Genomic DNA, 23,471 nt, shown 5'->3' on the forward strand with positions numbered 1-23,471 from the left:
AGGGGAATCAGACAGGAAAAGAACACATGTCACGCGAATATGATGTAGTCGTCATCGGCGGCGGACCCGGCGGATATGAATCCGCGATCCGCGCCGCGCAACTGGGCCTGAAAGTGGCCTGTATCGAAAAACGCATTCATAACGGCAAGCCGTCTTTGGGCGGAACCTGCCTCAATGTGGGTTGCATTCCCTCCAAGGCGTTGCTGGACTCTTCGCACCGCTACCATGACACTAAGCACAGCTTGGCCGTGCACGGCATCAGCACCGGCGATGTTGCCATTGATATCGGCACCATGCAGGCGCGCAAGGATCAGGTGGTCAACCAGTTGACCGGCGGCGTGGCGCAACTGCTCAAAGGCAACGGCATTGACTGGCTGCAAGGCACCGGCAAGCTGTTGCCGGGCAAGCAAGTCGAGTTTGTCGCGCATGACGGCGCCACCGAAGTTGTCCAGGCCACCAAGGCGGTGATCCTGGCGGCCGGTTCCGAACCGATCAACATTCCGGTTGCGCCGCTGGTGGATGACATCGTCGTCGATTCCACCGGCGCACTGGCCTTCACCGCCGTGCCGAAGCGTCTGGGCGTGATTGGCGCGGGCGTTATCGGTCTGGAGCTGGGGTCGGTTTGGGGACGTCTGGGCGCGGAAGTGACCGTGCTGGAAGCACTCGATACTTTCCTGCCGATGCTGGACAAGATCAGCAGCAAGGAAGCCTTCAAGATCCTGACCAAGCAGGGCCTGAACATTCAGCTGGGTGCGAAAGTCACCGGTTCCAGCGTGAACAATGGTGTCGTGACGGTTTCCTATACCGATAAGGATGGTGACAAGACCGCCGAGTTCGACAAGCTGATTGTCGCCGTCGGCCGTCGTCCAGTCAGCCGCAATCTGCTGGCCGAAAGTACGGGCGTTGAAGTTGACCAGCGTGGTTTCGTGGTCGTGGACAACCAGTGCCGTACTTCTGTGGAAGGCGTCTGGGCGATCGGCGACCTCGTGCGCGGCCCGATGCTGGCGCACAAGGCGATGGAAGAGGGCATGATGGTGGCGGAACTGATCGCCGGTCATTATGCCCAGGTCAACTACGACACCATCATCGGCGTCATCTACACCCACCCGGAAATCGCCTGGGTCGGCAAGTCGGAAGACGTCGCCAAGGCTGAAAATATTGACGTCAAGACCGGCATGTTCCCCTTCCAGGTGAACGGCCGCGCCTTGGCCGCCAATGATACCCAGGGGCTGGTCAAGTTTGTCGCCGACAACAAGACCGACCGTTTGCTGGGCATGACCGTGATTGGCCCCAACGCCGGGGATATCGTGCATCAGGGCATGATTGCGCTGGAGTTCGCCTCCAGTGTTGAAGACTTGCAGCTGATGACATTTGCCCACCCGACGTTGTCGGAGGTGGTGCATGAAGCCGCGTTGTCGGTGGACGGGCGCGCCATTCACGCCATCCAGCGTAAACGCAAGTAAATGACGAAGCGCGGTGAACCCGCGCTTTTTGTTGGTGACACGAGCGTACCGGCTCGAAACACTTCTTCAGAAGGTGAAAAATGAATCTACACGAGTATCAGGGGAAGCAGCTGTTTGCTGAATACGGACTCCCCGTTTCCCGCGGTTTCGCCGCATCGACTCCCGAAGAGGCCCGTCAGGCCGCCGCCCAGATCGGCGGCGATATCTGGGTCGTCAAGGCGCAGGTACATGCCGGCGGTCGCGGCAAGGCCGGCGGCGTCAAGCTGGTCAAGACTCTGGATGAAGTGGAACAGTTCGCCCGCGACAAGCTGGGCACCCGCCTGGTGACCTACCAGACGGACAGCCGCGGTCAGCCCGTCACCAAGATTCTGGTGGAAACCTGCACCGACATCGCCAAGGAACTGTATCTGGGCGCGGTGGTTGACCGCGCCAGCCGTAGCATCGTCTTCATGGCCTCCACCGAAGGCGGCGTGGAAATTGAAACCGTTGCCCACGAAACACCCGAGAAGATCTTCAAGGTTACCATTGACCCGCTGATTGGCGCACAAGCCTACCAGGGTCGTGAAGTGGCCGGGAAACTGGGGCTGAACGCTACCCAGACCAAGCAGTTCGTCAAGATCTATCTGGGTCTGGCCCAGATGTTCGAGGATTGCGACCTGGCGATGATTGAAGTCAACCCGCTGGTCATCACCAAGGAAGGCAACCTGCATTGCCTCGATGCCAAGATCGTGGTCGACTCTAACGCCCTGTTCCGTCAGCCCAAGCTGAAGGCCATGGACGATCCCACCCAGATCGATGACCGCGAACGCCGCGCTGTCGAATGGGACCTGAACTATGTCGCCCTCGAAGGCAACATCGGCTGCATGGTGAACGGCGCCGGACTGGCGATGGCCACCATGGACATCATCAAGCTGAAGGGCGGCCAACCGGCCAACTTCCTCGATGTCGGCGGCGGCGCCACCAAGGAGCGCGTCACCGAGGCCTTCAAGATCATCCTGTCCGACTCTGCCGTGCAGGCCGTGCTGGTCAACATCTTCGGCGGCATCGTGCGTTGCGACATGATTGCCGAAGGCATCATCGGCGCGGTGCAGGAAGTGGGTGTCAAGGTGCCGGTGGTTGTCCGTCTGGAAGGCAACAATGCCGAACTTGGCGCGCAGAAGCTGCGTGACAGCGGTCTGAACATCATTCCCGCCGCCTCGCTGAACGAAGCGGGCGAGCTGGTCGTCAAACAGGTTTAAGGGGCGAGTCATGAGCGTATTGATCGACAAAAACACCAAGGTGATCTGCCAAGGCATCACCGGCTCGCAAGGCACCCTGCATACCGAACAGGCGATTGCCTACGGCACGCAAATGGTCGGCGGCGTGACGCCGGGCAAAGGCGGCACCACCCACCTAGGCCTGCCGGTGTTCGACACCGTCCAGGAAGCCGTAGCCAAGACCGGCGCGACCGCGACCGTGATCTATGTCCCGGCCTCGCTGTGCAAGGACGCCATCCTTGAAGCTGTCGATGCCGGCATTACCTTGGTGGTTTGCATCACCGAAGGCGTGCCGACCATCGACATGCTGTATGTGAAGGAATACATCGTCCGCAAGGGCGGCGTGCGCATGATCGGCCCGAACTGCCCGGGCGTTATCACCCCCGGCCAGTGCAAGATCGGCATCATGCCCGGCCATATCCACCTGCCCGGCAAGGTTGGCATCGTTTCCCGTTCGGGCACGCTGACTTATGAAGCCGTCAAGCAGACCACCGACCTCGGCTTTGGCCAGTCGACCTGTATCGGTATCGGCGGTGACCCGATTCCGGGCATGACCTTCATTGATGCGCTGGCGCTGTTCCAGAACGATCCGCAAACCGAAGCCATCATCATGGTGGGTGAAATCGGCGGTTCGGCGGAAGAGGAAGCGGCAGCTTTCATCAAGGCCAACGTGACCAAGCCGGTAGTGTCCTACATCGCGGGTGTGACCGCTCCGGCGGGCAAGCGCATGGGGCATGCGGGCGCCATCATCTCCGGCGGCAAGGGTACGGCTGCCGAGAAGTTCGCGGCGCTGGAAGCGGCCGGTGTGAAGACCGTGCGCAACCCGGCCGAGCTGGGCAAGGCGATTGCGGAAGTGACCGGCTGGAAGTAAAGCTCCAGTGGTAAAAAGCGGGCCTTCGGGCCCGTTTTTTTATGTCTGAAATCGGTGCAAACCAGAGTAATTTGCTAGGTTTTGCCTTGTTTTTGGTCACTTTTTTGGCATTTCCCCCGCCATTCGTCCGAAAATAATACACTTAATCTTTATATGCTTACAAAAAGTATGGTGTTTTCGCACAAAGGGGCATATATTCAATCTTGAACATACAGTTTTTTCTGGAAGTTGGAGAAGTTTATGCGTGCATTACCTTTGGTCGTCGCTCTGGGTCTGGTTGCTGGTTTTTCCAATGTTGCTGTTGCGGGTGACTCTCCTTGGACAGTCAAGGTTGGCGTCAGCCAAATCAAGCCGAAGAGTGACGGTGGCCTGCTGGCCGGTGTTGAAGTCAGTAAAGAAGTTAATCTGACTCCGGCGATCGAATACAAGTTCACTCCGAATATTGTGGGTGAAGTACTCTTGGCGCTGCCGTTTACGCATGATGTCACCTTGAACGGCGCGAAAGTGGGCGAGTTCAAACATTTGCCTCCGACCTTCACCGCCAAATACCTGTTTACCCCGGACGCCGCTTTCTCGCCGTATGTGGGACTGGGTCTGAACTACACCAAGACTTGGGGTGAGGATACAACCGGGGCATTGGCAGGCAAGTCGCTGTCTGTTGGCGACAGCTTTGGTCTGGCGGCGACAGCCGGCGCCGAATACCGTTTGCCAAACAGCCCGTGGGGCGTTGCGCTCGATATCCGTTACATCAAGATCAAGGCTGATGTTGACCTGAACGGCGCACCGCTGGGTTCCGGCAGTATCAAGGTCGATCCCCTTGTGGTCGGCTTGAGTGCTGCCTACCACTACTAATCCTTTAGTAGAGTCATAAAAAAGGCGACCATCAGGTCGCCTTTTTTATTCCGGCTTCACCATTAGTGGTGATGATGGCCGTCCGGACCGTGCACGTGGCCGTGAGCCAGTTCTTCCTCGGTGGCGGCGCGGATCGACATTACTTCCACATCAAATGTCAGCTGCACACCGGCCAGGGGATGGTTACCGTCAATCGTGATTTCGTTGGGTTCGACGGCGGCCACGGTCACGACCTGGATGCCATGGTCGGTCTGGGCTTGGAAATGCATGCCGACTTCAATGTTATCGACACCGGCAAACATCTGGCGGGGAACAGTCTGCACCATCTGTGCATCATATTCGCCATAGCCGTCAGCTGGAGCCACGGTCACATTCAGCTTGTCGCCGATCGACTTGCCGGTCAGGGCGTTTTCCAGGCCGGGAATGATATCGCGGGCGCCGTGCAGGTAAACGAGCGGCTCGCCACCGGCGGAGGTGTCAAGGACCGTACCTTTTTCGTCGGTCAGGGTGTAAGCGATAGCGACAACGCTGTTCTGGGCAATTTGCATGATGTTACCTTGAGGGCCACAGGCCGGTTTGAAAGAGGCGGACATGATACTGCATCCGGAGGCTGACTGCGTAATGGTTTGTCAGCGCTCCGGACAGGGGCAGGGGTCAGGCGGGGAAACGTTCCATCATCCAGCCCAGCAAGTCGTAGCGGACTTCGCTGGCGTTGGTTTCGCTCAGCGTGCAGTGACGGGCTTCTTCGTAAAGACGAAGGGTCAGGTTGGCCTTGCCATCCTTTTTCAGGTGTTCCGCCAGCAGTTTCACCCCTTTGCCGTTCTGGCCCACCGGGTCACGGGTACCGGCAAAAACATAGACCGGCAGGTCCTTGCGCATGCGCGCCATCCGCGAAGGCGTATAAATGTCGGCAATAGTGGACAGCATGTCACGCCAGTAGGCGTTGGCCATGCGGTAGCCGCACATCGGGTCGTTTACATACTTGTCGACATACGCCTCATCCCGCGACAGCCAGTCAAAATCGGTGCGGGGGTTCTTGAACGCCTTGCCGAACTTGCCGAAGGCCAAGCCGTGAATGATGTCGCTGCGGCCGTTCTTGCCGCCGCGCCAGTTTTCGATGCAGGCGATACGGCTGGCGATGCGGGCAAACCAGGGGACCAGATAATCGGAGCCGGACAGGGCGAGGGCGCTGAGCCGGTCGGGATGATTCTGGGCAAACCACTGGCTGATGAATGAGCCCATGCTATGGGCCAGAATCATGTAGGGGACGCCGCTGTAGGTAGCGCGCACCCAGTTGTTGATCAGCAGCATGTCCTGCAGCAGCCCCGGCCAGTTTTGCAAGCGGTCAACCGCGCCCAGGGCGTTCTGGTCGGCGACTGACAAGCCGTGGCAACGGTGATCGTGGGCGATGACGGTAAAGCCGTACTGGTTCAGGAACTGCGCCATGTCTTCATAATTGCCGCTGTGCTCCGCCATGCCGTGCACAACATGAACAATGGCGCGCGGGTTCGCGACCGGCCAATGACGTAGTGGAACCCTGTGTCCGTCCGGAGCGGGAAGATAAAGCAGGGCGGGCTCTTGGCTTAGGTGGGGGTTTTTCATTAGGCTGTGATCCTGGATCTTTTCAAAGCGGATAACCGATAACCATGCGCGCTGCCTGCCACTACACAGTCAAGGCCCGTCATCCGGCCAGTCATTTTTTTCAGGTAACCCTGCATATACACCATCCGGACCCGCAGGGACAATTGGTTTGGCTGCCGAACTGGATCGTTGGCAGCTATATGATTCGCGATTTTGCGCGTCATATTGTCAGTTTAAGCGCTAGAAACGCGCAAGGCTTGTTTTTAAATGTCAATAAGGTCGGGAAAAACCAATGGCTGATCGAACCGCACGACGGCGATATCCGGCTGGAATACGAAGTTTATGCCTGGGATTTGTCCGTTCGCGGCGCGCATCTGGACCAGAAGCACGGCTATTTCAACGGGCCCTGTCTGTTTCTGGCGGTCGGCGGGCAAGAAAAGCAGCCGGTGACCCTGCATCTGGAGCAGCCCGAAGGCGTGCAGGATTGGCGGGTGGCGACAGCGTTAAAACCGCGCGCCACGCTGGCCAGCGGCTTTGGTGAATACGAAGCGCCGGATTATGCCGCCTTGCTGGATTGCCCCGTGGAAATGGGTACTTTTGACGAGCTTTCCTTCACGGCCGAAAATGTGCCCCATCGCATGGTGCTGACGGGCCGTCACCGCGCCGACAAGTCCCGATTGGCGCGTGATCTGGAAAAGATCACATCGGCCTGTATCCGTTTCTGGGGGGACAGCGCGCCGTTCAGCGAATATCTTTTTCAGGTAATGATCACTGCGAATGGATATGGTGGGCTGGAGCATGGCAACTCCACCAGCCTGCTGTGCTCGCGGGACGACTTGCCGCTGGCGATGGAGCCGGAGCGGCCCGGCGACAAATACCGGACTTTCCTCGGGCTGTGCAGCCATGAATATTTCCATGCCTGGCTGGTGAAGCGGATCAAGCCCGCCGTGTTGATGGAACCGGATCTGGAGCGGGAAAACTACACACCGCTGTTGTGGGTGTTCGAGGGCTTCACGTCTTACTATGACGATCTGATGCTGGCGCGTGCCGGAGTCATTTCGCCACAGGATTATCTGGAGCTGCTGAGCCAGCAGATAACCCGTTATTTGAAGATGCCCGGCCGGCGTGTGCAGTCCGTGACCGAATCCAGTTTTGATGCCTGGACCAAGTATTACAAACCCGATGAAAACACGCCCAACAGCGTGGTCAGCTATTACATCAAGGGTTCGCTGATTGCGCTGTGTCTGGATCTGAGCCTGCGCGATCGCACACATAACCGCGTGACGCTGGATACGGTGATGCGCCGCTTGTGGCTGGATTTCGGCAAGCCGGGTGTCGGGGTGGAGCCGGACTCGGTACAGCATCTGGTGGAAAGCCTGTCCGGACTGGACTGGAGCGGGGACTGGCGGGACTGGTTGCACGGAACGACCGATCTGCCCTTGAAACCGCTTCTGGAAGCGCGCGGGTTAACTGTCACCCTGAAGGCGGACACGGGTGCTGTCGGACAGACCTGTGCCACGCTTGGCGTGCGCGGTCAGGGCGCGGAGGGCGGTTTCCAGATCCAGACTGTCTGGCGGGGCAGCGCAGCATCGATGGCCGGACTCTCGGCCGGAGATCTGATCATCGCCGTGGACGGTCTGAAAGTAGGCTCGCAACTGGAAAAAGTGATTGCCACTTATGCGGTAGGTGATACTCTTTGCATCCACGCATTCCGCCGCGACGAACTGATGCAATTCGACGTTCGTCTGCAGGCCGCTCCCTTTGAAACATGTGTGCTGACGATGCCGGCCGATGGCGAAGGCCATGACCGCGTCGTGCAGTGGATTCTGGACAAATAACCGAGACAGGAGCCCCCCGATGGAACAGCCGGATTTCTGGAAAGACAAGTATCCCCAAGGCATCGCCCGCGAAATCAACGCCGAGGTCTATCCCACGATCATGCATCTGTTCAAGGATGCCTGCCGCAAGTACGCCAATAAGCCGGCGTTCTCGAACATGGGCCGCACCCTGACTTTCGCCGAGCTGGACAAATACAGCGCCGCCGTCGCCACCTGGTTCCAGCAGAATACCGACCTGCAGCCCGGCGACCGCGTGGCCGTGCAGATGCCCAATGTCCTTCAGTATCCCGTGGTGGTCTTCGGCATCCTGCGCGCCGGTCTGGTGGTGGTGAATACCAACCCGCTGTATACCGCCCGCGAAATGCAGCACCAGTTCAAGGACGCCGGCTGCAAGGCGCTGGTCGCGCTGGCCAATTTCGGCCATATGGTGGAAGAAGTGCTGCCGCAAACCGGCATCCGCTATCTGATCATGAGCGAAGTCGGCGACATGATGCCGCCGCTGAAGCGCCTGCTGGTCAATAACGTGGTCAAATATGTGAAGAAGATGGTGCCGGACTATGACCTGCCTACCGCCATTCCCTTCACCCGCCTGCTGCGCGCCAATCCGCACAAGCTCAAGGATTACACGGCCAAGCCCGAGGATATTGCCTGCCTGCAATACACCGGCGGCACCACCGGCGTGTCCAAGGGCGCCGAGCTGACGCACCGCAGCATCACTTCGAACATGATGCAGACCCACGCCTTCCTCAGCACGGCGTTGCAGCCGGGCCGCGAAGTCATGATCTGCCCGCTGCCGCTTTACCACATCTTTGCCTTCGGTGTGTCCTGCATCGGCATGGTCCTGGGCATGCACACGGTGCTGATCACCAATCCGCGCGACATTCCCGGCTTTGTGAAAGAGCTGAAGCAATGGGACTTCACCGCGATGATGGGCCTGAACACCCTGTTCGTGGCGCTGATGAACAACCCCGAGTTCCGCAAGATGAACTTCAACAAGCTGAAGCTGACCATCGCCGGCGGCATGGCGATGCAAACCGCTGTTGCCAACGACTGGGAAAAGCTGACGGGAAGCAAGGTTTGTGAAGGTTATGGCATGACCGAATCGTCACCCGTGATCACCATCAACCCGCCGACTGCCATCCAGATAGGCACCATTGGCGTACCGGTACCCAATACCGAAGTACGTATTGTCAATGACAACGGTGAAGACATGCCGTTGGGCGAAGCCGGTGAGTTGTGGGCACGTGGCCCGCAGGTGATGAAGGGCTACTGGCAGCGTCCGGAAGCCACGGCTGATACCGTCACCGCCGACGGTTGGCTGAAGACCGGCGACGTGGCGGTAGTACAGCCTGACGGCTATATCCGCATTGTTGACCGCAAGAAGGACATGATTCTGGTGTCCGGCTTCAACGTCTATCCGAACGAGATTGAAGAAGTGGCCGTGCAGCATGCCGGTGTGCTGGAATGCGCTTGCGTGGGCATTCCTGATGCCAAGTCCGGTGAATCGGTGCGCCTGTTCGTGGTCAAGAAGGATGACAGCCTCACGGAAGAAGAGCTGATGATCCACATGAAGAACAACCTGACCGGCTACAAGGTGCCGCGGACGATTGTCTTCAAGACCGAGTTGCCGAAGTCGCCAGTGGGCAAGATCCTGCGTCGGGAATTACGCGACAAGGCTTGAAGCCGGCTTTGCCCGGTGGTCAAGCATGCCTGTCCTCGGACAGGCATTTTTTTTGGATCGGCGGAGCCAATGGCAGGATCGTCGCCAACCGCGGTTGACCGGTTATGGGTTAGGATGGGATATGTCTTGGGAGGATCCGGATCCGGCCTGGGACGCATACTGATAAAGGGGTTTTGAGATGAACAAGATCTATGCGGCGTGCGCGGCGCTGTTGCTGACGACGGCCGGTTGGGCCGCTCCCGGTCCGGCAAAGGATGCTTATGTCACGCCTTGCAAGGCGGATGCCCAGAAATTTTGCAGCGGCTTTACGCCGAGCCAGGGCTTGCGGAATTGCCTGAGGGAACATGTGAATGAGCTTGATGGCCAATGCAAGGCGGCACTGGCAGAACCCGTGACGACGCCACCTCCCGCACCCAAACATTGAAGAACGAAGCCCGTCAACGGGCGGGCTTCGTTCCGGGCAATTACGCCTTTTTGACGAACTCGGACTTCAGCTTCATCGGGCCGATGCCGTCGATCTTGCAGTCGATGTCGTGGTCGCCGTCAACCAAGCGGATGTTCTTGACCTTGGTGCCGACCTTCACCACCAGCGACGTGCCCTTGACCTTGAGGTCCTTGATCACGGTGACGGAATCGCCGTCCTGCAACAGGTTGCCGTTGGCGTCCTTGATGATCCGGACGTCATCGCCGCCTTCGGCTACGGCATCCTTCGACCATTCATGGGCGCATTCCGAGCAGATGACCATGCCGCCGTCTTCGTAGGTGTATTCAGAGTTGCATTTGGGGCAATGGGGAAGATCGGACATGGTCTGCGCCTGGATAGTGGGGGGAGTAAGGGGCGCAAGGGTACAATAATAGCCCTGAAAAATAAATGGGTATGGCTTTTCAGAACACCATCACATGGTCTACCCGATACCGACCGTAGCGGTAGACCAGCACCATTTCCGCCACAAAATCGCCCGGCGCCTTGGTAAAAGTTTGCCGCCAGACTATGGCGGCCGAGTCGGGACGCCTGAAGACGGCGACCGGTTCACGCGTAGCGAAGAAGCCCTTTTCAGCCTGATATTTGCGGCAGACATGGTCCAGATGTTCCGGGGTGACGATCGCCTTGGCGCGATCGGTGAAGTCGCGGACATGGGCCTCGTGATCAATGCGGGTGGAGGCGTCCATCAGGTTGTCCATGATGGGATTGGCGATGGCCAGGATTTCAGCATCGGACAGGGTCTGGAAGTTCATGGGCACACGGCTAAATCGGAAAAGTATTCCCGAAAGATAGCAATCCGAGTGCATCCGCGATAGCTATCGGGGTAAATTCCGGCCTTTCCCTATAACTGATAGCGAGCGTGCAAGATGAGCAATGAACTGGTGATCACCGACATCGTGGTTGGCGAAGGCAAGGAATGCGTTAAAGGCGCGCTGATTACGGCGCATTACACCGGCTGGCTGCTGGATGGCACCAAGTTTGACTCCTCGGTGGATCGCGGCCAGCCGTTCCAGTGCGTGATCGGCACCGGCCGCGTGATCCAGGGCTGGGATCAGGGCATGATGGGCATGAAGGTGGGCGGCAAGCGCAAGCTGACGGTGCCCTCGCATCTGGCCTATGGTGCGCGGCAGATGGGGCCGTTGATCAAGCCGAATTCGGATCTGGTGTTCGAGATTGAATTGCTGGACGTGAAGACGCGCGATGAGTGAGGCGGTTTCCGCTAAACTACGCGCCCGTTTCCGTCCCTGTTGAACTGTCCCCATGCAAAAGGCCGCCTTTTTCGCCGCCCTCGACACCTGCCTGGTCGCTGACCGTCCGCGCCTCATCGGTCGCTGGCAGCGGTTGCGCGGCGTCGCCCCCGAGAAACGCGAGGAGGCGGTCGCGCAACTGCAGGGACTGATCGAACAATCCCAGGCCCGCGTCGCCAAGCGCAACGCGGGTCTTCCGGATATCCGCCTCAACGATGACCTGCCGGTCAGCGCCCGTGCCAATGACATCATCGCGGCCATTCGTGAGCATCAGGTGGTGGTGGTCGCCGGGGAAACCGGTTCCGGCAAGACCACGCAACTGCCGAAACTGTGCCTGCTGGCCGGTCGCGGCCGTACCGGGTATATCGGCCACACCCAGCCGCGACGGCTCGCGGCGCGCAGCGTTGCGGCGCGCATTGCCGAGGAACTGGGCAGCCCGCTGGGCGAGGTTGTCGGCTTCAAGGTGCGTTTCAGCGAGGCCATCAACCCCGACGGCTACGTCAAGCTGATGACCGACGGCATCCTGCTGGCGGAACTGACCGGCGACCGCTATCTCAATGCCTACGACACCCTGATCATCGACGAGGCGCACGAACGCAGCCTCAATATTGATTTCCTGCTCGGGTACCTGCGGCAACTGCTGGACAAGCGCCCCGACCTGAAAGTGGTGATTACCTCCGCGACGCTGGATGTGGAACGCTTCAGCCGTCACTTCAACAACGCGCCGGTCATCAATGTCGAGGGCCGCACCTTCCCGGTGGAGGTGCTGTACCGGCCCATTTCCGAAGAGCCGGTCAAGTCCGACGAGGACGACAGCTTCGAACAGCTGGAAGACGCCTTGCCGCGCGCGGTGCTGGCGGCGGTGGAGGAGTGCGTGGAGCATGGCCGTCGCTCCGGGCGGCCGGGGCACGGCGATATCCTGATTTTCGCCAGCACCGAGCGGGAAATCCGTGAACTGGCGGAAACCTTGCGCAAGTACGGCCCGCAACATACGGAGGTGCTGCCGCTGTACGCGCGTTTGTCGCTGAACGAGCAGCAGAAGATTTTCCACCCGACCGGCAAGGGACGCCGCATCGTCATCGCCACCAACGTCGCGGAAACCTCGCTGACGGTGCCGAACATTTATTATGTGATCGACCCCGGTTTTGCCCGCATCAGCCGCTATTCCTACCGTTCACGGGTGCAGCGGCTGCCGATCGAGGCGGTGTCGCAAGCGGCGGCGAACCAGCGCAAGGGGCGTTGCGGCCGTATCGCGCCCGGTATCTGCATCCGTTTGTACAGTGAAGAGGATTTTCTGGGCCGTCCGGAGTTTACCGAGCCGGAAATCCGCCGCACCCACCTCGCGTCCGTGATCCTGCAAATGCACTCCCTGGGGTTGGGGGACATCAGCCAGTTCCCGTTTGTGGAGCCGCCGGATAGCCGCTTCATCAACGACGGCGTGCGCGTGCTGGAAGAATTGGGCGCGCTGGGTGATGACCACAAGCTGACCAATCTCGGTCGTCAGTTGAGCCGCTTCCCGCTCGATCCGCGTCTGGCGCGGATGATCATTGCCGGAGCGCACAACGGCTGTCTGGACGAAATGCTGATCATCGTCAGCGCCATCAGCGTGCAGGACCCGCGCGAGCGTCCGCCGGAAAAGCAGACACAGGCCGACCAGAAACATGCGCTGTTCCGCGAGCCGGACTCCGATTTCCTGTTCTATGTGAAGCTGTGGCGCAGCTTCGAGGAAGTGCGGGGCGACCTGAGTGAAAACCAGCGGCGGCAATGGGCGAAGACGCACTTCATTTCCTACCTGCGCTTGCGCGAATGGAAGGAAACGCATCATCAGCTGTTGATCGTCTGCAAGGAGTTCAACCTGATTCGCAACAGCGAGCCGGCGAACTACGAAACCATTCACCGCGCCTTGCTGTCCGGCCTGCTGGCGCAGATCGCGCACAAGGGCGATGACCGCGAGTTCATTGCTGCCCGCAACCAGAAGGCGAAGATTTTCCCCGGTTCGATCCTGCACAAGAAGTCGCCGCCGTGGGTGATGGCCTCGGAAGTGGTGGAAACCAGCCAGGTCTACCTGCGCACCGTCGCCAAGGTGGAGCCGGAGTGGATCGAGCAGGAAGGCAAGCACCTGCTGAAACACCATGTCTTCGAGCCGCACTGGGAAAAGGGGCAGGGCCGGGTAATGGCCTACGAGCAGTTGTCGCTGTTCGGGCTGATCGTCAATCCCAAGCGCAAGCTGAGCTACGAGAAGGTGAATCCGGTCGAGGCGCGGGAAATCTTCATTCGCAGCGCGCTGGTGGAAGGCGACATCAACCTGAAAGCGGCTTTCCTCAAGCACAACCGGCAACTGGTGGATGACATCACCCGTGTCGAGGACAAGGTGCGGCGTCGCGACCTGCTGGTGGATGACGAAGTGCTTTATGCCTTCTATGACCGGCTGCTGCCGCTGACCATCGCCAATGCCCGCGCCTTTGACGGCTGGCGGCATGACGAGGAGCGTCAGCATCCCGAAATCCTGTTCCTGAAACCGGAAGACCTGCTGACCGGCGACAGCCTGCCCGCGATTGATGAATATCCCGATCAGCTGGATATCAGCGGCTTGCTGTTGCCGTTGAGCTATCGTTTCGATCCCAGCACGGAAGAAGACGGCGTGACCGTCAGCGTGCCGTACACGGTGTTGCCGCAGATTTCGGCGGCGACCCTGTCGTGGCTGGTGCCCGGACTGCTGGCCGACAAGGTGGAAGCGCTGCTGAAGGCCTTGCCGAAAGCCTTGCGGCGGCAACTGGTGCCGGTGCCGGACACGGTGAAGTTTGTGCTGGAGAAGCTGGCTGGCAAGGAGCATTCGGCCGCCCTGGAAAGCGTGCTCAGCCAGATCCTGATGCTGAAAGGCCTGCGGGTGACGGCGGAAGACTGGCGGGATGCGCTGCAGCAGCTTCCGGTCTATTGCCGCTTCAACCTGCGCGTGGTCGATGAAAAGGGCAAGACGCTGGCGACCGGCCGGGATCTGGAGGAGCTGCGCATCAAGTTTGCCGGGCAGAAAGTGACCGTGCAGCCGGTCACGGACGCGCTGATGACGACTTTCCCCGAAAGCATTCCGCCGGTGATGGAAAAGAAGGTGGCGGGCCTGCCGTCGCGCAGTTATGCGGCGCTGGTGGCGGGGGAGAAGGGCGTCAGCCTGCAATACCTGAGCAGCGAGGCCGAGGCGCAGCGCGAGCACCATCTCGGCATGGTCTGGCTCTGCAAGCACCAGTACGCGGCCGAGTTGAAACAGATCCGGAAATACATCACTCCGGCGCTGACGCTGGATTACGCGGCGTTTGGCAACAAGCAGCAGCTGGAGGAACAGGCGGTCAACGCGGTGTTATGCACGGTCTGCACCCCGGTGCAGGCCTATACCCGCGCCGCCTACGACGCCTGGCTGGCCGGGCTGCGGCCGCGTTTGCTGAGCGAAGCGGCCAGGCTGGTGCAGCAACTCGCCGACACCTACAAGGCATGGCGGGAAGTGCAGAAGGAATTGCAGGCAGTACGGCAGGCGGTCTTTGCGTCCGCCGTGGAGGACATCAAGGCGCAGCTGGAAGCGCTGCATCCGGCCACCTTCGCGGCGGAAGTGCCTTATCCGCGCTGGAAGGAATACGCCCGTTACCTGAAGGCGGTGCAACTGCGCCTGCAACGGTTGCCGAACAACCTGCTGCGGGATACGCAGGGCACGCAGGACATGCAACGGCGCTGGAAGGCGCTGCAACAGAAGCGCACCGACCGCATCGCCCGCGGCCTGCCGCTGGAGCCGGTGGAAGAATACCGCTGGCTGCTGGAGGAATACCGCATTTCGCTGTTCTCGCAGCCGATGAAGACGGCGGTGCCGGTTTCCGCACAGCGCTTGGACAAGATGTGGGCCGAACTCTGACCATCAGTCTTGCCGTTTGTCCGACAAAGCCCTTGCCAGCCTGACAGCTTTGAGGCAAATTGTTACACTTTTGCGGACGGCCGTACCACGGTCGCCCGTCCTGCCTGCCTGCGACCGGTTGACAATCGCCGTGCCGCCCCAAATCGCCACCCGCGAGGAGTTGATGGATGAAGAAGGTCCTGATCAGTGGAACCGGTCTGTTCACCCCGAGTGAAAGCATCAGCAACGAAGAGCTGGTGGAATCGCTGAATGCCTATGCCGAGCTGTTCAATACCCGTAACGCCGAGGCCATCGAGCGCGGCGAACTGCAGCCGGTGAAGGGTTCCACCCCGGAATTCATTGAAAAGGCCTCGGGCATCAAGTCCCGCTTCGTGATCAACAAGTCCGGCGTGCTGGATCCCGAGCGCATGTACCCGATCATTGCCGAGCGCAGTGATGAGGAACAATCGCTGCAATGCGAGATGGCGGTGAAGGCCATTGCCGGCGCGCTGGAACAATCCGGCAAGACGGCGGCCGACATCGACATGATCATTGTCGCCTGCTCGAACATGCAGCGTCCGTACCCGGCGATGTCGATCGAAATCCAGAACGCCATCAGCGCCAAGGGTTTTGCCTTCGACATGAACGTGGCCTGTTCTTCCGCCACCTTCGGCCTGCAAACCGCCGCCGACGCCATTCGCAGCGGCTCCGCGAAGTGCGTACTGATGGTGAACCCGGAAATCTGTTCCGGCCACCTGGAATGGCGTGACCGCGACTGTCACTTCATTTTCGGTGATGTCTGCACGGCGGTGATTCTGGAAACCGCCGACACCTGCACCAATCCGGAAGCGTGGGAAATTGTCGGCACCAAGCTGCAAACCCAGTTCAGCAACAATATCCGCAACAACTTCGGCTTCCTGAACCGCTGCGATGAAAGCGGTGTCGGCGCGCGTGACAAGCTGTTCCGTCAGGAAGGCCGCAAGGTGTTCAAGGAAGTCTGCCCGATGGTGGCGGAACAGATTACCCAGCACCTGGGCGAACTGAACCTGCAGGCCGCGGAACTGAAGCGGATGTGGCTGCACCAGGCCAACAGCAGTATGAACGCGCTGATTGCCCGCAAGGTGCTGGACCGCGATCCGACCCTGGAAGAAGCGCCGATCATCCTCGACCGATATGCCAACACCAGCTCCGCCGGTTCGATCATTGCATTCCACCTGCATCGCGACAATCTCGCCAAGGGCGATCTGGGCGTGATCTGTTCATTCGGCGCGGGGTATTCGATCGGCAGCGTCATGATCCGTAAAGTCTGACGCTTCCTTGATGTGACAAGCCCCGCATTGCCGGGGCTTTTTATGGTGAATACGTAGGCGGCAACTGCAATCGCTTGTCGGTCAGCGACAGGGCTTCAGGGCGCATCCTCGCCGGGAAGGCCTGATGGCTCGGCGGGTCGATAGTCCTTGAAGTCGGGATTTTCCAGCCATTCCTTCGGAATGGCGGTTTCGCTGTCTTCCTCTCCCTTGATGTTTTTGCCGAAACGCATTTGGCCTTCAAAGGCGAGCGATTTCAGACTGAGATCAAGGGACTCTTTACCCCGCGCGATATGGATCTTGGCCGGAAAATTGCGATGTTCTGGCGCCAGCCAGACATCAACCTCAAAAGGCGAGCCCTCCAGGCTTTGTCCGCGAATATGCAGGGTTTTGAGTTCGCCGCCCGGCAGTTTCAGGCGCTCTTCGCCCACCAGCTCCAGCCGGGCGCGGGAAACCCGGGTGCCCGTGGTGAAAAAAAGATCCACCGGTTCCCCGGTAAAGGCCACAGCCAATTGGTAACTCAGACTCCACGGATCATAGATCGTGGTGGTCATGATCTCCGCCTTTTCCCGATCCGGCTTGCCATAGTGGATGACGCCCGCGCTGTAGTCAAAGTTGGCAAAGCGCAGCAGTTTCTTGTTCATCATCACCCGGTATTCACTGGGCTGCAGGCCGCTGTCGGGCGTAATGCCGCCCACGGAGTTCATGCGGAATTTCATGCCGATGAACGTGCTGACGTTTTCAATGCTGTATTCGTAGCCTTCCATGCGCCATACATGTTCCACATCGACCTTGATGCCCTCCACGGATGCCCGGTAGCGGGCTCTCAGTTCAGCAGGAAACGAGGGCGGCGGTTCGTACTTCGGGGCCGGTGGGGCCGTGGCGACGGGAACGGCGGGCTGCGAAACGGGTGCGACTGTCGGAGCCGCTTCCGGTAAAGCATCGCCTGCGGGCGGCGGCGGCGCCACAGCCAACGCCGTGTCGGTGGTGATGGCGGCGACAGCGGCTGCCGGTTTGGCCCGGGCGGTTTTCGGCTCGGGATGAGAAATATCAGACGCCTTTTTGGGGGCGGCGGCCGGTTTTGGCGGCTCTTCGAAGGTCAGGGTAACCTGCGGTCTGCCCGGGGTGCCGGCAGGCCGGGCAGAGGGCATCACCGACAACCGGACCTTGGGAACAACATGGGCCTTTTTGCGGTCCAGGACACGATCAGGGTCTTCGGGGCGAAGCATGTCGGTCAGGGACGCAAGCTCGCCATCCCACAGCATGGCCAGATGCGCCAACAGGGACAGCAACAGGGCTGTCCCCAAGGTATGGCGTCTGAACCAGGCGGCGGTCACCGGGAATGCTCAGCGCACCAGGCGAGCGAAGGCCCGCTCGGCGGCATCCAGAGTGCGCTGGATGTCGGCATCGGTATGGGCGCTGGAGATGAAACCGGCCTCGAACGCCGACGGAGCAAGGTAGACGCCTTCATCCAGCATGGCGTGGAAGAACTGCTTGAAGTGCTCGATGTTGCAGGTGGTGGCTTCGGCGTAGCTGCGCACGACTTTCTTGTCGGTGAAGAAAATGCCGAACATCGCCCCGACCTGTGCGGTAGTGAACGGGATGCCCGCCGCGTCGGCGCGGGCCTGCAGGCCGCTGAGCAGGGATGCCAGCTTGGTGGTCAGGTTGTCGTAGAAGCCGGGCGCGCTGATCAGATCGAGCATGGCCAGACCGGCCTTCATCGCCAGCGGATTACCGGACAGCGTGCCCGCCTGATAGACCGGGCCCAGCGGCGCGATGCACTCCATGATTTCGCGCTTGCCGCCGAACGCGCCGACCGGCAGGCCCGCGCCGATGATCTTGCCCAGCGTCGTCAGGTCGGGAGTGATGCCGTAGTAGGCCTGCGCGCCGCCCAGCGCGACGCGGAAGCCGGTCATCACCTCATCAAAGATCAGCACCGCGCCATAGCGCGTGCACAGGTCGCGCATGGCGTGCAGGAATTCGGGCGTGGGCGCGATCAGGTTCATGTTGCCCGCTACCGGTTCGACGATGACGCAGGCGATTTCCTCGCCCAGCTCGCCGAACAGCTTCATCAGCGCTTCGTGGTCGTTGTAGGGGAGGGTCAGGGTGTGTTTGGCGAGATCGGCGGGAACACCGGGCGAGGTCGGAACGCCCAGCGTCAGCATGCCGGAACCGGCCTTGACCAGCAGCGAGTCGGCATGACCGTGATAACAGCCTTCGAACTTGACCAGCTTGTCGCGGCCGGTGAAACCGCGCGCCAGTCGGATGGCGCTCATGGTGGCTTCGGTGCCGGAGCTGACCATGCGCACCATGTCCATCGACGGCAGGATCTCGCAGACGCGGTCAGCCATGGTGATTTCGGTTTCGGTGGGCGCGCCGAAGCTGAGGCCGTTCTCGGCGGCCAGCTGCACGGCCTTGATGATGTCCGGGTGGGCATGACCCAGGATCATCGGTCCCCAGGAACCGACGTAATCCACGTATTGCTTGCCGTCCGCGTCCCAGAGGTAGGCGCCCTTGCCCTTGTTGAAGAAGACCGGGGTGCCGCCGACCCCCTTGAAGGCGCGGACGGGGGAATTCACGCCGCCGGGAATGTGCTTGCAGGCGGCGGTGAAAAGTTCCTGGTTACGGCTCATGGTGTGCACTCAGTCAAATAGCTGTTGGTAGACGGCGGTCCGCGCGCGGATATCGGGCAGGGGACGGCCGAAAATATCGTGGATGACCGCGAGGCAATCCGCCCCGGCGGCCAGCAATTCCGGGGCATTATCGGTGTTAATGCCGCCAATGGCCACTACCGGCAGGCCGAATCGCACTTTCGCCAACCCCAGGATGGCGGGGTCGGCCCGATGCGCGCCGGGCTTGGTGGCGGAAGGGTACATCGCGCCGAAAGCCAGGTAATCGGCGCCGCCCTGGACGGCTTCGGCAGCGTAACCCAGCGAGTCGTGGCAGGTAGCGCCGAGGATGGCGTCCGGCCCCAGCCGTTCCCGCGCCGCCGCCAGCGAGCCGTCGGTGCGGCCGAGGTGGACGCCGTCGGCGCCGATGGCCAGCGCCAGGTCGACGTCGTCATTGATCAGCAGCGGGCGGTCATAACGGCGGCACAGGGCCAGCAGGCTGTGCGCCTCACTCAGCCGCCGGTCATGATCGCCGGACTTGTCGCGGTACTGGACGATGGCCGCGCCCCCCTCCAGCGCCGCTTCCACCGCCGCCAGCAACAGGTCGCCGAGGCTGTTGTCGGTGATGACATAAAGGCCGCGCGGCATCTTCACGGAAAATCGCTCCGGATGCGCTTGGGAATGGCCTGGCCGTCGGCATGAGGCAGGTCGGCGTCGGCCAGCGTCGATTGCAGCCAGACTTCCGCCCGGGTGATCGCCACTGGCAGCGTCAGCCCGCGCGCCAGACCGCCGGCAATGGCGGAGGCCAGCGTGCAGCCGGAACCGTGGTATTCGTGCGGCAGGCGCGGCCACTGGCTGGTCTGAACGATTTTGCCGTCCACGGACAGGACATTGCGGATCATCGGTCCCGGTTCGTGGCCGCCTTTCAGCAGCACAGCTTTGGCTCCCAGTTCGTGCAGGCGGGCCAGTGCCTCGTCGAGGTTATCCCGCGCGGCCAGCCAGCGGGTTTCCAGGGAATTGGGCGTAATTACAGCGGCATGGGCAAACAGCGAGGCCAGTTCCGTCACCATGCGCGGGTCAGCCAGAGAGCCGCCGCTGTTGGCGGCCAGCACCGGGTCCAGCACCAGCGGAATCTGCGGATGGTCGGCGCAGACGCTCCGCACCATCGCCACCACCTCGGGGTTGGCCAGCATGCCGCACTTGATGGCGCGCACCGGCAGGTCGGCCAGCACCTTGTCGGCCTGCTGGCGCAGGAAGGCGGGGTCGATGGCCTGAAAGCCGTACACCCGGCGGGTATCCTGGATGGTGAGGGCGGTGCAGACGACGGCGGCATGCGCGCCTTGCGCCGCCACGGCTTCGATATCCGCCTGCAGCCCCGCGCCGCCGGAGGGGTCAAGGCCGCTGAAACAGAGGACGACGGGTCTCATCGGGATAATTTCCTTATCAAAACGGTTTGACGACCACCAGAATGACAATCGCCACCAGCAGCAGCACCGGCAATTCGTTGAACACGCGGTAGAATTTGTGGCTGCGGGTATTCTTGTCGTCGCGCAACTGCTTCAGGTAATGACCGCACATCAGGTGATAAATGACCAACAGGACCACCAGCGTCAGCTTGGCGTGCAGCCAGCCGTTCTTCAGGTATTCCGGCACCAGCGCAACCATCCAGCCGCCAAAGACAACGGTCATCACCAGCGACGGCCACATGATGCCGCGATACAGTTTGCGCTCCATGATCTTGAAGCGGTCGGTGCTGATGCTGTCATGGCTCATGGCATGATAGACAAACAGGCGCGGCAGGTAAAAAAGACCGGCAAACCAACAGATTACCGCAATGATATGCAGTGCTTTCAACCAGAGCATGAGCTGTATTCCCTGAACTTTCCGCTAGTTTAACAAAACCTTGCCTTTCCCAACGCCTGAACATACCGGATAATTCCCGCATGTTTTTGGAGAGTAAGGTCATGATCAAAGTCGGTATTGTCGGTGGAACGGGTTACACCGGGGTTGAACTGCTGCGTTTGCTGGCGCAACACCCGAACGTCGAGCTGACCGCCATCACCTCGCGTAGCGAATCCGGCATGCCGGTGGCGAAGATGTTCCCCAACCTGCGCGGCCGCGTCAACCTGGCGTTCAGCGAGCCGTCGCTGGAGACGCTGGGGGCCTGTGATGTGGTGTTTTTCGCCACCCCGCACGGCGTGGCAATGAAACAGACGCCCGAGCTGCTGGCGCGCGGCGTCAAGGTCATCGACTTGGGCGCGGACTTCCGCCTGAAGGATCTGGCCCAGTTCGAGAAATGGTACGGCATGCCGCACAGCTGCCCGGAGATTCTGGAAGAAGCCGTGTACGGCCTGCCGGAAGTGAACCGTGAAGCCATCCGTTCCGCCCGCGTCATCGGCAACCCCGGTTGCTACCCGACCGCCGTGCAGCTGGGTTTAATGCCATTGTTGAAGGCGGGGCTGATTGACGTTGACCATCTGGTCGCCGATGCCAAGTCCGGTGTATCCGGCGCCGGGCGCAAGGCGGAAGTGCATACTCTCTATTCCGAAGCCGGGGAGTCGTTCCGCGCTTATGGCGTGGCCGGTCACCGCCACCTGCCGGAAATCACCCAGGGCCTGAACGGCATGACCGGCGGCAACGTCGGCCTGACCTTCGTGCCACACCTGCTGCCGATGATCCGCGGTATTCACGCCACGCTGTACGGCCGCCTGACGAAAGAGCCGGGCGACCTGCAAGCCCTGTATGAGCAAACCTATGCCGGGGAACCGTTCGTGGACGTGATGCCCGCCGGTTCGCTGCCGGAAACCCGTTCGGTGAAGGGCGCGAACACCTGCCGCATCGCCGTGTACCGTCCGCAGGGCGGTGACACCGTGGTGGTGCTGTCGGTAATCGACAACCTGGTGAAGGGCGCGGCGGGTCAGGCCATCCAGAACATGAACCTGATGTTCGGGCTGGCGGAAGACGCCGGTCTGGGCCAGATCGCCCTGTTGCCCTGAGCCCGGCTTCGGCCCGGAGGCTAGACCATGTGGCAGCGCTTTCCCCGGCCCCGTTTGCGGACCTATCTGGATGCCCCCGTCACCGCGCACCGGCTGGCCTGGGGGCTATCGGCGCTGCTGGCCATCGGAGTCAGCGCCGCCACCGCGTTTTATCTGGGCTATGACCGCGCCTTGCGTTCGGTCGGGGCCAGCGCGGCGGACGTGGCGGCGATGCGCGCCGACGGCAAGCGCCTGCAGCAAAGCGTGGCAGAGGTGCAAAAGGCGCTGGCGGTGATGCAGCAGGAACGCGACATGGCGCAGGAAACCGCGCGCAAGATGCAGCAGGACGCCGTCGGCCAGATGGATGAACTCTCGGCGCTGCGCGAGCAACTGGTGACCTATCAGCGCATGCTGGGCGCGCAGGGCGCCAATGGTGGCCTGACGGTCGAAAACCTGCATTTCTCGCCGCGCGGTCCCGGCGTCTACGGCTTCCGGCTGCTGCTGACGCAGGTGGGGCAGAACGCGGGCAATACCAGCGGCACGGTTACGGTGCGCGTGCTGGGCGCGGGTTCGGCGCAGCCGGTGGCGGTGGTGAAGGATTTCCGCTTCCAGTACTTTCAGGCGGTGTCGGGAGAATTGACGTTGCCGAAGGGTTTTGTACCGCAAAGTGTCGAAGTGGCGCTGCAGGCCACCTCACCCAAGCCGGTCAGGGTGCAGAAACGGTTCAAGTGGGAAGTGGGCAGCTGAGGCTGCCCTTTTCATTTACTGTCCGCCCAACGCCCGCTGCCAGGTCCGCAACGGAATGGTGGTTTGCAGGCGGTCGATGGCGCATTGCACCAGCGCCGGATGCAGGAAATGCTCCACCCCCGACGCGGTATCCAGCGTGGCATCCCCCTTCAGTTGCGTCAGTTGCTCGAACGCCGCCCAGGCATGCGCCACCGGCATGACATCGTCATCGTCGCCGTGCAGCAGGTGGATGGTGGTCAGCACCGGCGCTTGTGACGGCAGCTTGGCAAAGCGGGCGGCGAAGGCCACTACGCGTCCCACCAGCCCGTCGTGAGCCACACTCAACTCCAGCGCCATGATGCCTCCTTGCGAGAAGCCCACCAGAGCTGTATCCGGGTTGAGGATGCCGAAACGGTCCTGCTGCTCGCGGATGTAAGCGGCCAGTTGCGGCATGACTTCTGCGACACGCTCCGGCCGGGTTTCATCGTTGACGCCTTCCAGCGGGAACCACTGGCGGCCGCCGGGATAGGGCGAGGGCTGGAAGCCTTGCGGAATGAGCACGGCTGCCTTGGGGAAAGCCTCGGACAAGGCTCCGGCCAGTCCCAGCATGCCTTCGGCGGTGTCGCCAAAGCCGTGCAGCACGATGAACAGGCTTTCGGGTCGGCCTTCATGCGGCAGGAATTCAAGGGTGGAATGCGGGGCCATGA

Annotated in this window: 22 protein-coding genes; 12 read left to right on the top strand and 10 right to left on the bottom strand. The window is 61.0% G+C overall.

The features are described from left to right. Nucleotides 1-26 precede the first annotated feature (26 nt). The 4 genes from lpdA to EV700_RS07450 all read left to right on the top strand — a co-directional run bounded on the left by lpdA (nt 27) and on the right by EV700_RS07450 (nt 4,442). Nucleotides 27-1,463: a dihydrolipoyl dehydrogenase gene (gene lpdA / locus EV700_RS07435; protein ID WP_130412311.1), complete on the top strand. Its 1,437-nt coding sequence runs from the start codon at nt 27-29 to the stop codon at nt 1,461-1,463. A gap of 80 nt (nt 1,464-1,543) precedes the next feature. Further along, nucleotides 1,544-2,701: an ADP-forming succinate--CoA ligase subunit beta gene (gene sucC / locus EV700_RS07440; protein WP_130412313.1), complete on the top strand. Its 1,158-nt coding sequence runs from the start codon at nt 1,544-1,546 to the stop codon at nt 2,699-2,701. 10 nt (nt 2,702-2,711) lie between these two features. Beyond that, nucleotides 2,712-3,590, top strand: a complete 879-nt coding sequence (gene sucD, locus EV700_RS07445; RefSeq protein ID WP_130412315.1) for a succinate--CoA ligase subunit alpha — start codon at nt 2,712-2,714, stop codon at nt 3,588-3,590. A 240-nt stretch (nt 3,591-3,830) separates the two neighbouring features. Next, on the top strand, nt 3,831-4,442 hold the full coding sequence (locus EV700_RS07450; protein ID WP_130412317.1) for an OmpW/AlkL family protein: 612 nt from the start codon (nt 3,831-3,833) through the stop codon (nt 4,440-4,442). Between the two features lie 62 nt (nt 4,443-4,504). Here EV700_RS07450 and slyD read toward each other — a convergent pair whose 3' ends face one another. Beyond that, nucleotides 4,505-4,993: a peptidylprolyl isomerase gene (gene slyD / locus EV700_RS07455; RefSeq protein ID WP_242610224.1), complete on the bottom strand. Its 489-nt coding sequence runs from the start codon at nt 4,991-4,993 to the stop codon at nt 4,505-4,507. A 103-nt stretch (nt 4,994-5,096) separates the two neighbouring features. Next, nucleotides 5,097-6,044 carry an alpha/beta fold hydrolase gene (locus EV700_RS07460; RefSeq protein WP_130412321.1) on the bottom strand — a complete coding sequence of 316 codons (948 nt, stop codon included), beginning with the start codon at nt 6,042-6,044 and terminating at the stop codon, nt 5,097-5,099. A 44-nt stretch (nt 6,045-6,088) separates the two neighbouring features. Between EV700_RS07460 and EV700_RS07465 the strand changes: the two genes are divergently transcribed. The 3 genes from EV700_RS07465 to EV700_RS07475 all read left to right on the top strand — a co-directional run bounded on the left by EV700_RS07465 (nt 6,089) and on the right by EV700_RS07475 (nt 9,966). After that, on the top strand, nt 6,089-7,861 hold the full coding sequence (locus EV700_RS07465; protein ID WP_130412323.1) for a M61 family metallopeptidase: 1,773 nt from the start codon (nt 6,089-6,091) through the stop codon (nt 7,859-7,861). A gap of 19 nt (nt 7,862-7,880) precedes the next feature. Next, nucleotides 7,881-9,542 carry an AMP-binding protein gene (locus tag EV700_RS07470; RefSeq protein WP_130412325.1) on the top strand — a complete coding sequence of 554 codons (1,662 nt, stop codon included), beginning with the start codon at nt 7,881-7,883 and terminating at the stop codon, nt 9,540-9,542. Between the two features lie 178 nt (nt 9,543-9,720). Beyond that, entirely contained in the window at nt 9,721-9,966 is a 246-nt protein-coding gene (locus tag EV700_RS07475; protein ID WP_130412327.1) for a cysteine rich repeat-containing protein, read from the top strand. Between the two features lie 40 nt (nt 9,967-10,006). Here EV700_RS07475 and EV700_RS07480 read toward each other — a convergent pair whose 3' ends face one another. Both EV700_RS07480 and EV700_RS07485 read right to left on the bottom strand, forming a co-directional pair. Next, the gene (locus EV700_RS07480; protein ID WP_130412329.1) at nt 10,007-10,348 is read right to left on the bottom strand and encodes a zinc ribbon domain-containing protein YjdM; all 342 of its coding nucleotides are present in this window, start codon (nt 10,346-10,348) and stop codon (nt 10,007-10,009) included. 79 nt (nt 10,349-10,427) lie between these two features. Then, nucleotides 10,428-10,778, bottom strand: a complete 351-nt coding sequence (locus tag EV700_RS07485; protein ID WP_130412331.1) for a hypothetical protein — start codon at nt 10,776-10,778, stop codon at nt 10,428-10,430. 114 nt (nt 10,779-10,892) lie between these two features. Between EV700_RS07485 and EV700_RS07490 the strand changes: the two genes are divergently transcribed. The 3 genes from EV700_RS07490 (at nt 10,893) to EV700_RS07500 (ending at nt 16,457) form a co-directional block, all read left to right on the top strand. Then, nucleotides 10,893-11,234 carry an FKBP-type peptidyl-prolyl cis-trans isomerase gene (locus tag EV700_RS07490; protein ID WP_130412333.1) on the top strand — a complete coding sequence of 114 codons (342 nt, stop codon included), beginning with the start codon at nt 10,893-10,895 and terminating at the stop codon, nt 11,232-11,234. 52 nt (nt 11,235-11,286) lie between these two features. Next, nucleotides 11,287-15,168, top strand: coding sequence for an ATP-dependent RNA helicase HrpA (gene hrpA / locus EV700_RS07495; protein WP_130412335.1), 3,882 nt, complete (start codon nt 11,287-11,289; stop codon nt 15,166-15,168). A gap of 167 nt (nt 15,169-15,335) precedes the next feature. Further along, nucleotides 15,336-16,457 carry a beta-ketoacyl-ACP synthase III gene (locus EV700_RS07500; RefSeq protein WP_130412337.1) on the top strand — a complete coding sequence of 374 codons (1,122 nt, stop codon included), beginning with the start codon at nt 15,336-15,338 and terminating at the stop codon, nt 16,455-16,457. 95 nt (nt 16,458-16,552) lie between these two features. On the opposite strand, the gene EV700_RS07505 is transcribed toward EV700_RS07500, so the two are convergent. From EV700_RS07505 to hemJ, 5 genes are read right to left on the bottom strand one after another with little or no spacing between them, the layout of a single operon-like run. Next, nucleotides 16,553-17,791 (bottom strand): DUF3108 domain-containing protein, encoded by a 1,239-nt coding sequence (locus tag EV700_RS07505; RefSeq protein ID WP_130412339.1) that lies wholly within the window; start codon nt 17,789-17,791, stop codon nt 16,553-16,555. A 9-nt stretch (nt 17,792-17,800) separates the two neighbouring features. Further along, a complete protein-coding gene (gene hemL / locus EV700_RS07510) occupies nt 17,801-19,087 on the bottom strand; it encodes a glutamate-1-semialdehyde 2,1-aminomutase (protein ID WP_130412341.1) in 1,287 nt (428 codons plus the stop codon). A 9-nt stretch (nt 19,088-19,096) separates the two neighbouring features. Continuing rightward, nucleotides 19,097-19,711 (bottom strand): thiamine phosphate synthase, encoded by a 615-nt coding sequence (gene thiE, locus EV700_RS07515; protein WP_130412588.1) that lies wholly within the window; start codon nt 19,709-19,711, stop codon nt 19,097-19,099. A 2-nt stretch (nt 19,712-19,713) separates the two neighbouring features. Then, entirely contained in the window at nt 19,714-20,490 is a 777-nt protein-coding gene (gene thiD, locus EV700_RS07520; protein WP_130412343.1) for a bifunctional hydroxymethylpyrimidine kinase/phosphomethylpyrimidine kinase, read from the bottom strand. A 16-nt stretch (nt 20,491-20,506) separates the two neighbouring features. After that, entirely contained in the window at nt 20,507-20,926 is a 420-nt protein-coding gene (gene hemJ, locus EV700_RS07525) for a protoporphyrinogen oxidase HemJ (protein ID WP_130412345.1), read from the bottom strand. 101 nt (nt 20,927-21,027) lie between these two features. Here hemJ and argC point away from each other — a divergent pair, with 101 nt between their 5' ends. Both argC and EV700_RS07535 read left to right on the top strand, forming a co-directional pair. Continuing rightward, nucleotides 21,028-22,059 (top strand): N-acetyl-gamma-glutamyl-phosphate reductase, encoded by a 1,032-nt coding sequence (gene argC, locus EV700_RS07530; RefSeq protein ID WP_130412347.1) that lies wholly within the window; start codon nt 21,028-21,030, stop codon nt 22,057-22,059. Between the two features lie 27 nt (nt 22,060-22,086). Beyond that, nucleotides 22,087-22,785, top strand: a complete 699-nt coding sequence (locus tag EV700_RS07535) for a DUF6776 family protein (RefSeq protein ID WP_130412349.1) — start codon at nt 22,087-22,089, stop codon at nt 22,783-22,785. A 15-nt stretch (nt 22,786-22,800) separates the two neighbouring features. Here the strand turns inward: EV700_RS07535 and ypfH are convergent, their stop codons facing one another. Next, on the bottom strand, nt 22,801-23,469 hold the full coding sequence (ypfH, locus tag EV700_RS07540) for an esterase (RefSeq protein WP_130412351.1): 669 nt from the start codon (nt 23,467-23,469) through the stop codon (nt 22,801-22,803). Nucleotides 23,470-23,471: the final 2 nt, after the last annotated feature.

Source organism: Fluviicoccus keumensis, assembly GCF_004217445.1.
Taxonomy (GTDB): Bacteria; Pseudomonadota; Gammaproteobacteria; order Pseudomonadales; family Moraxellaceae; genus Fluviicoccus; species Fluviicoccus keumensis.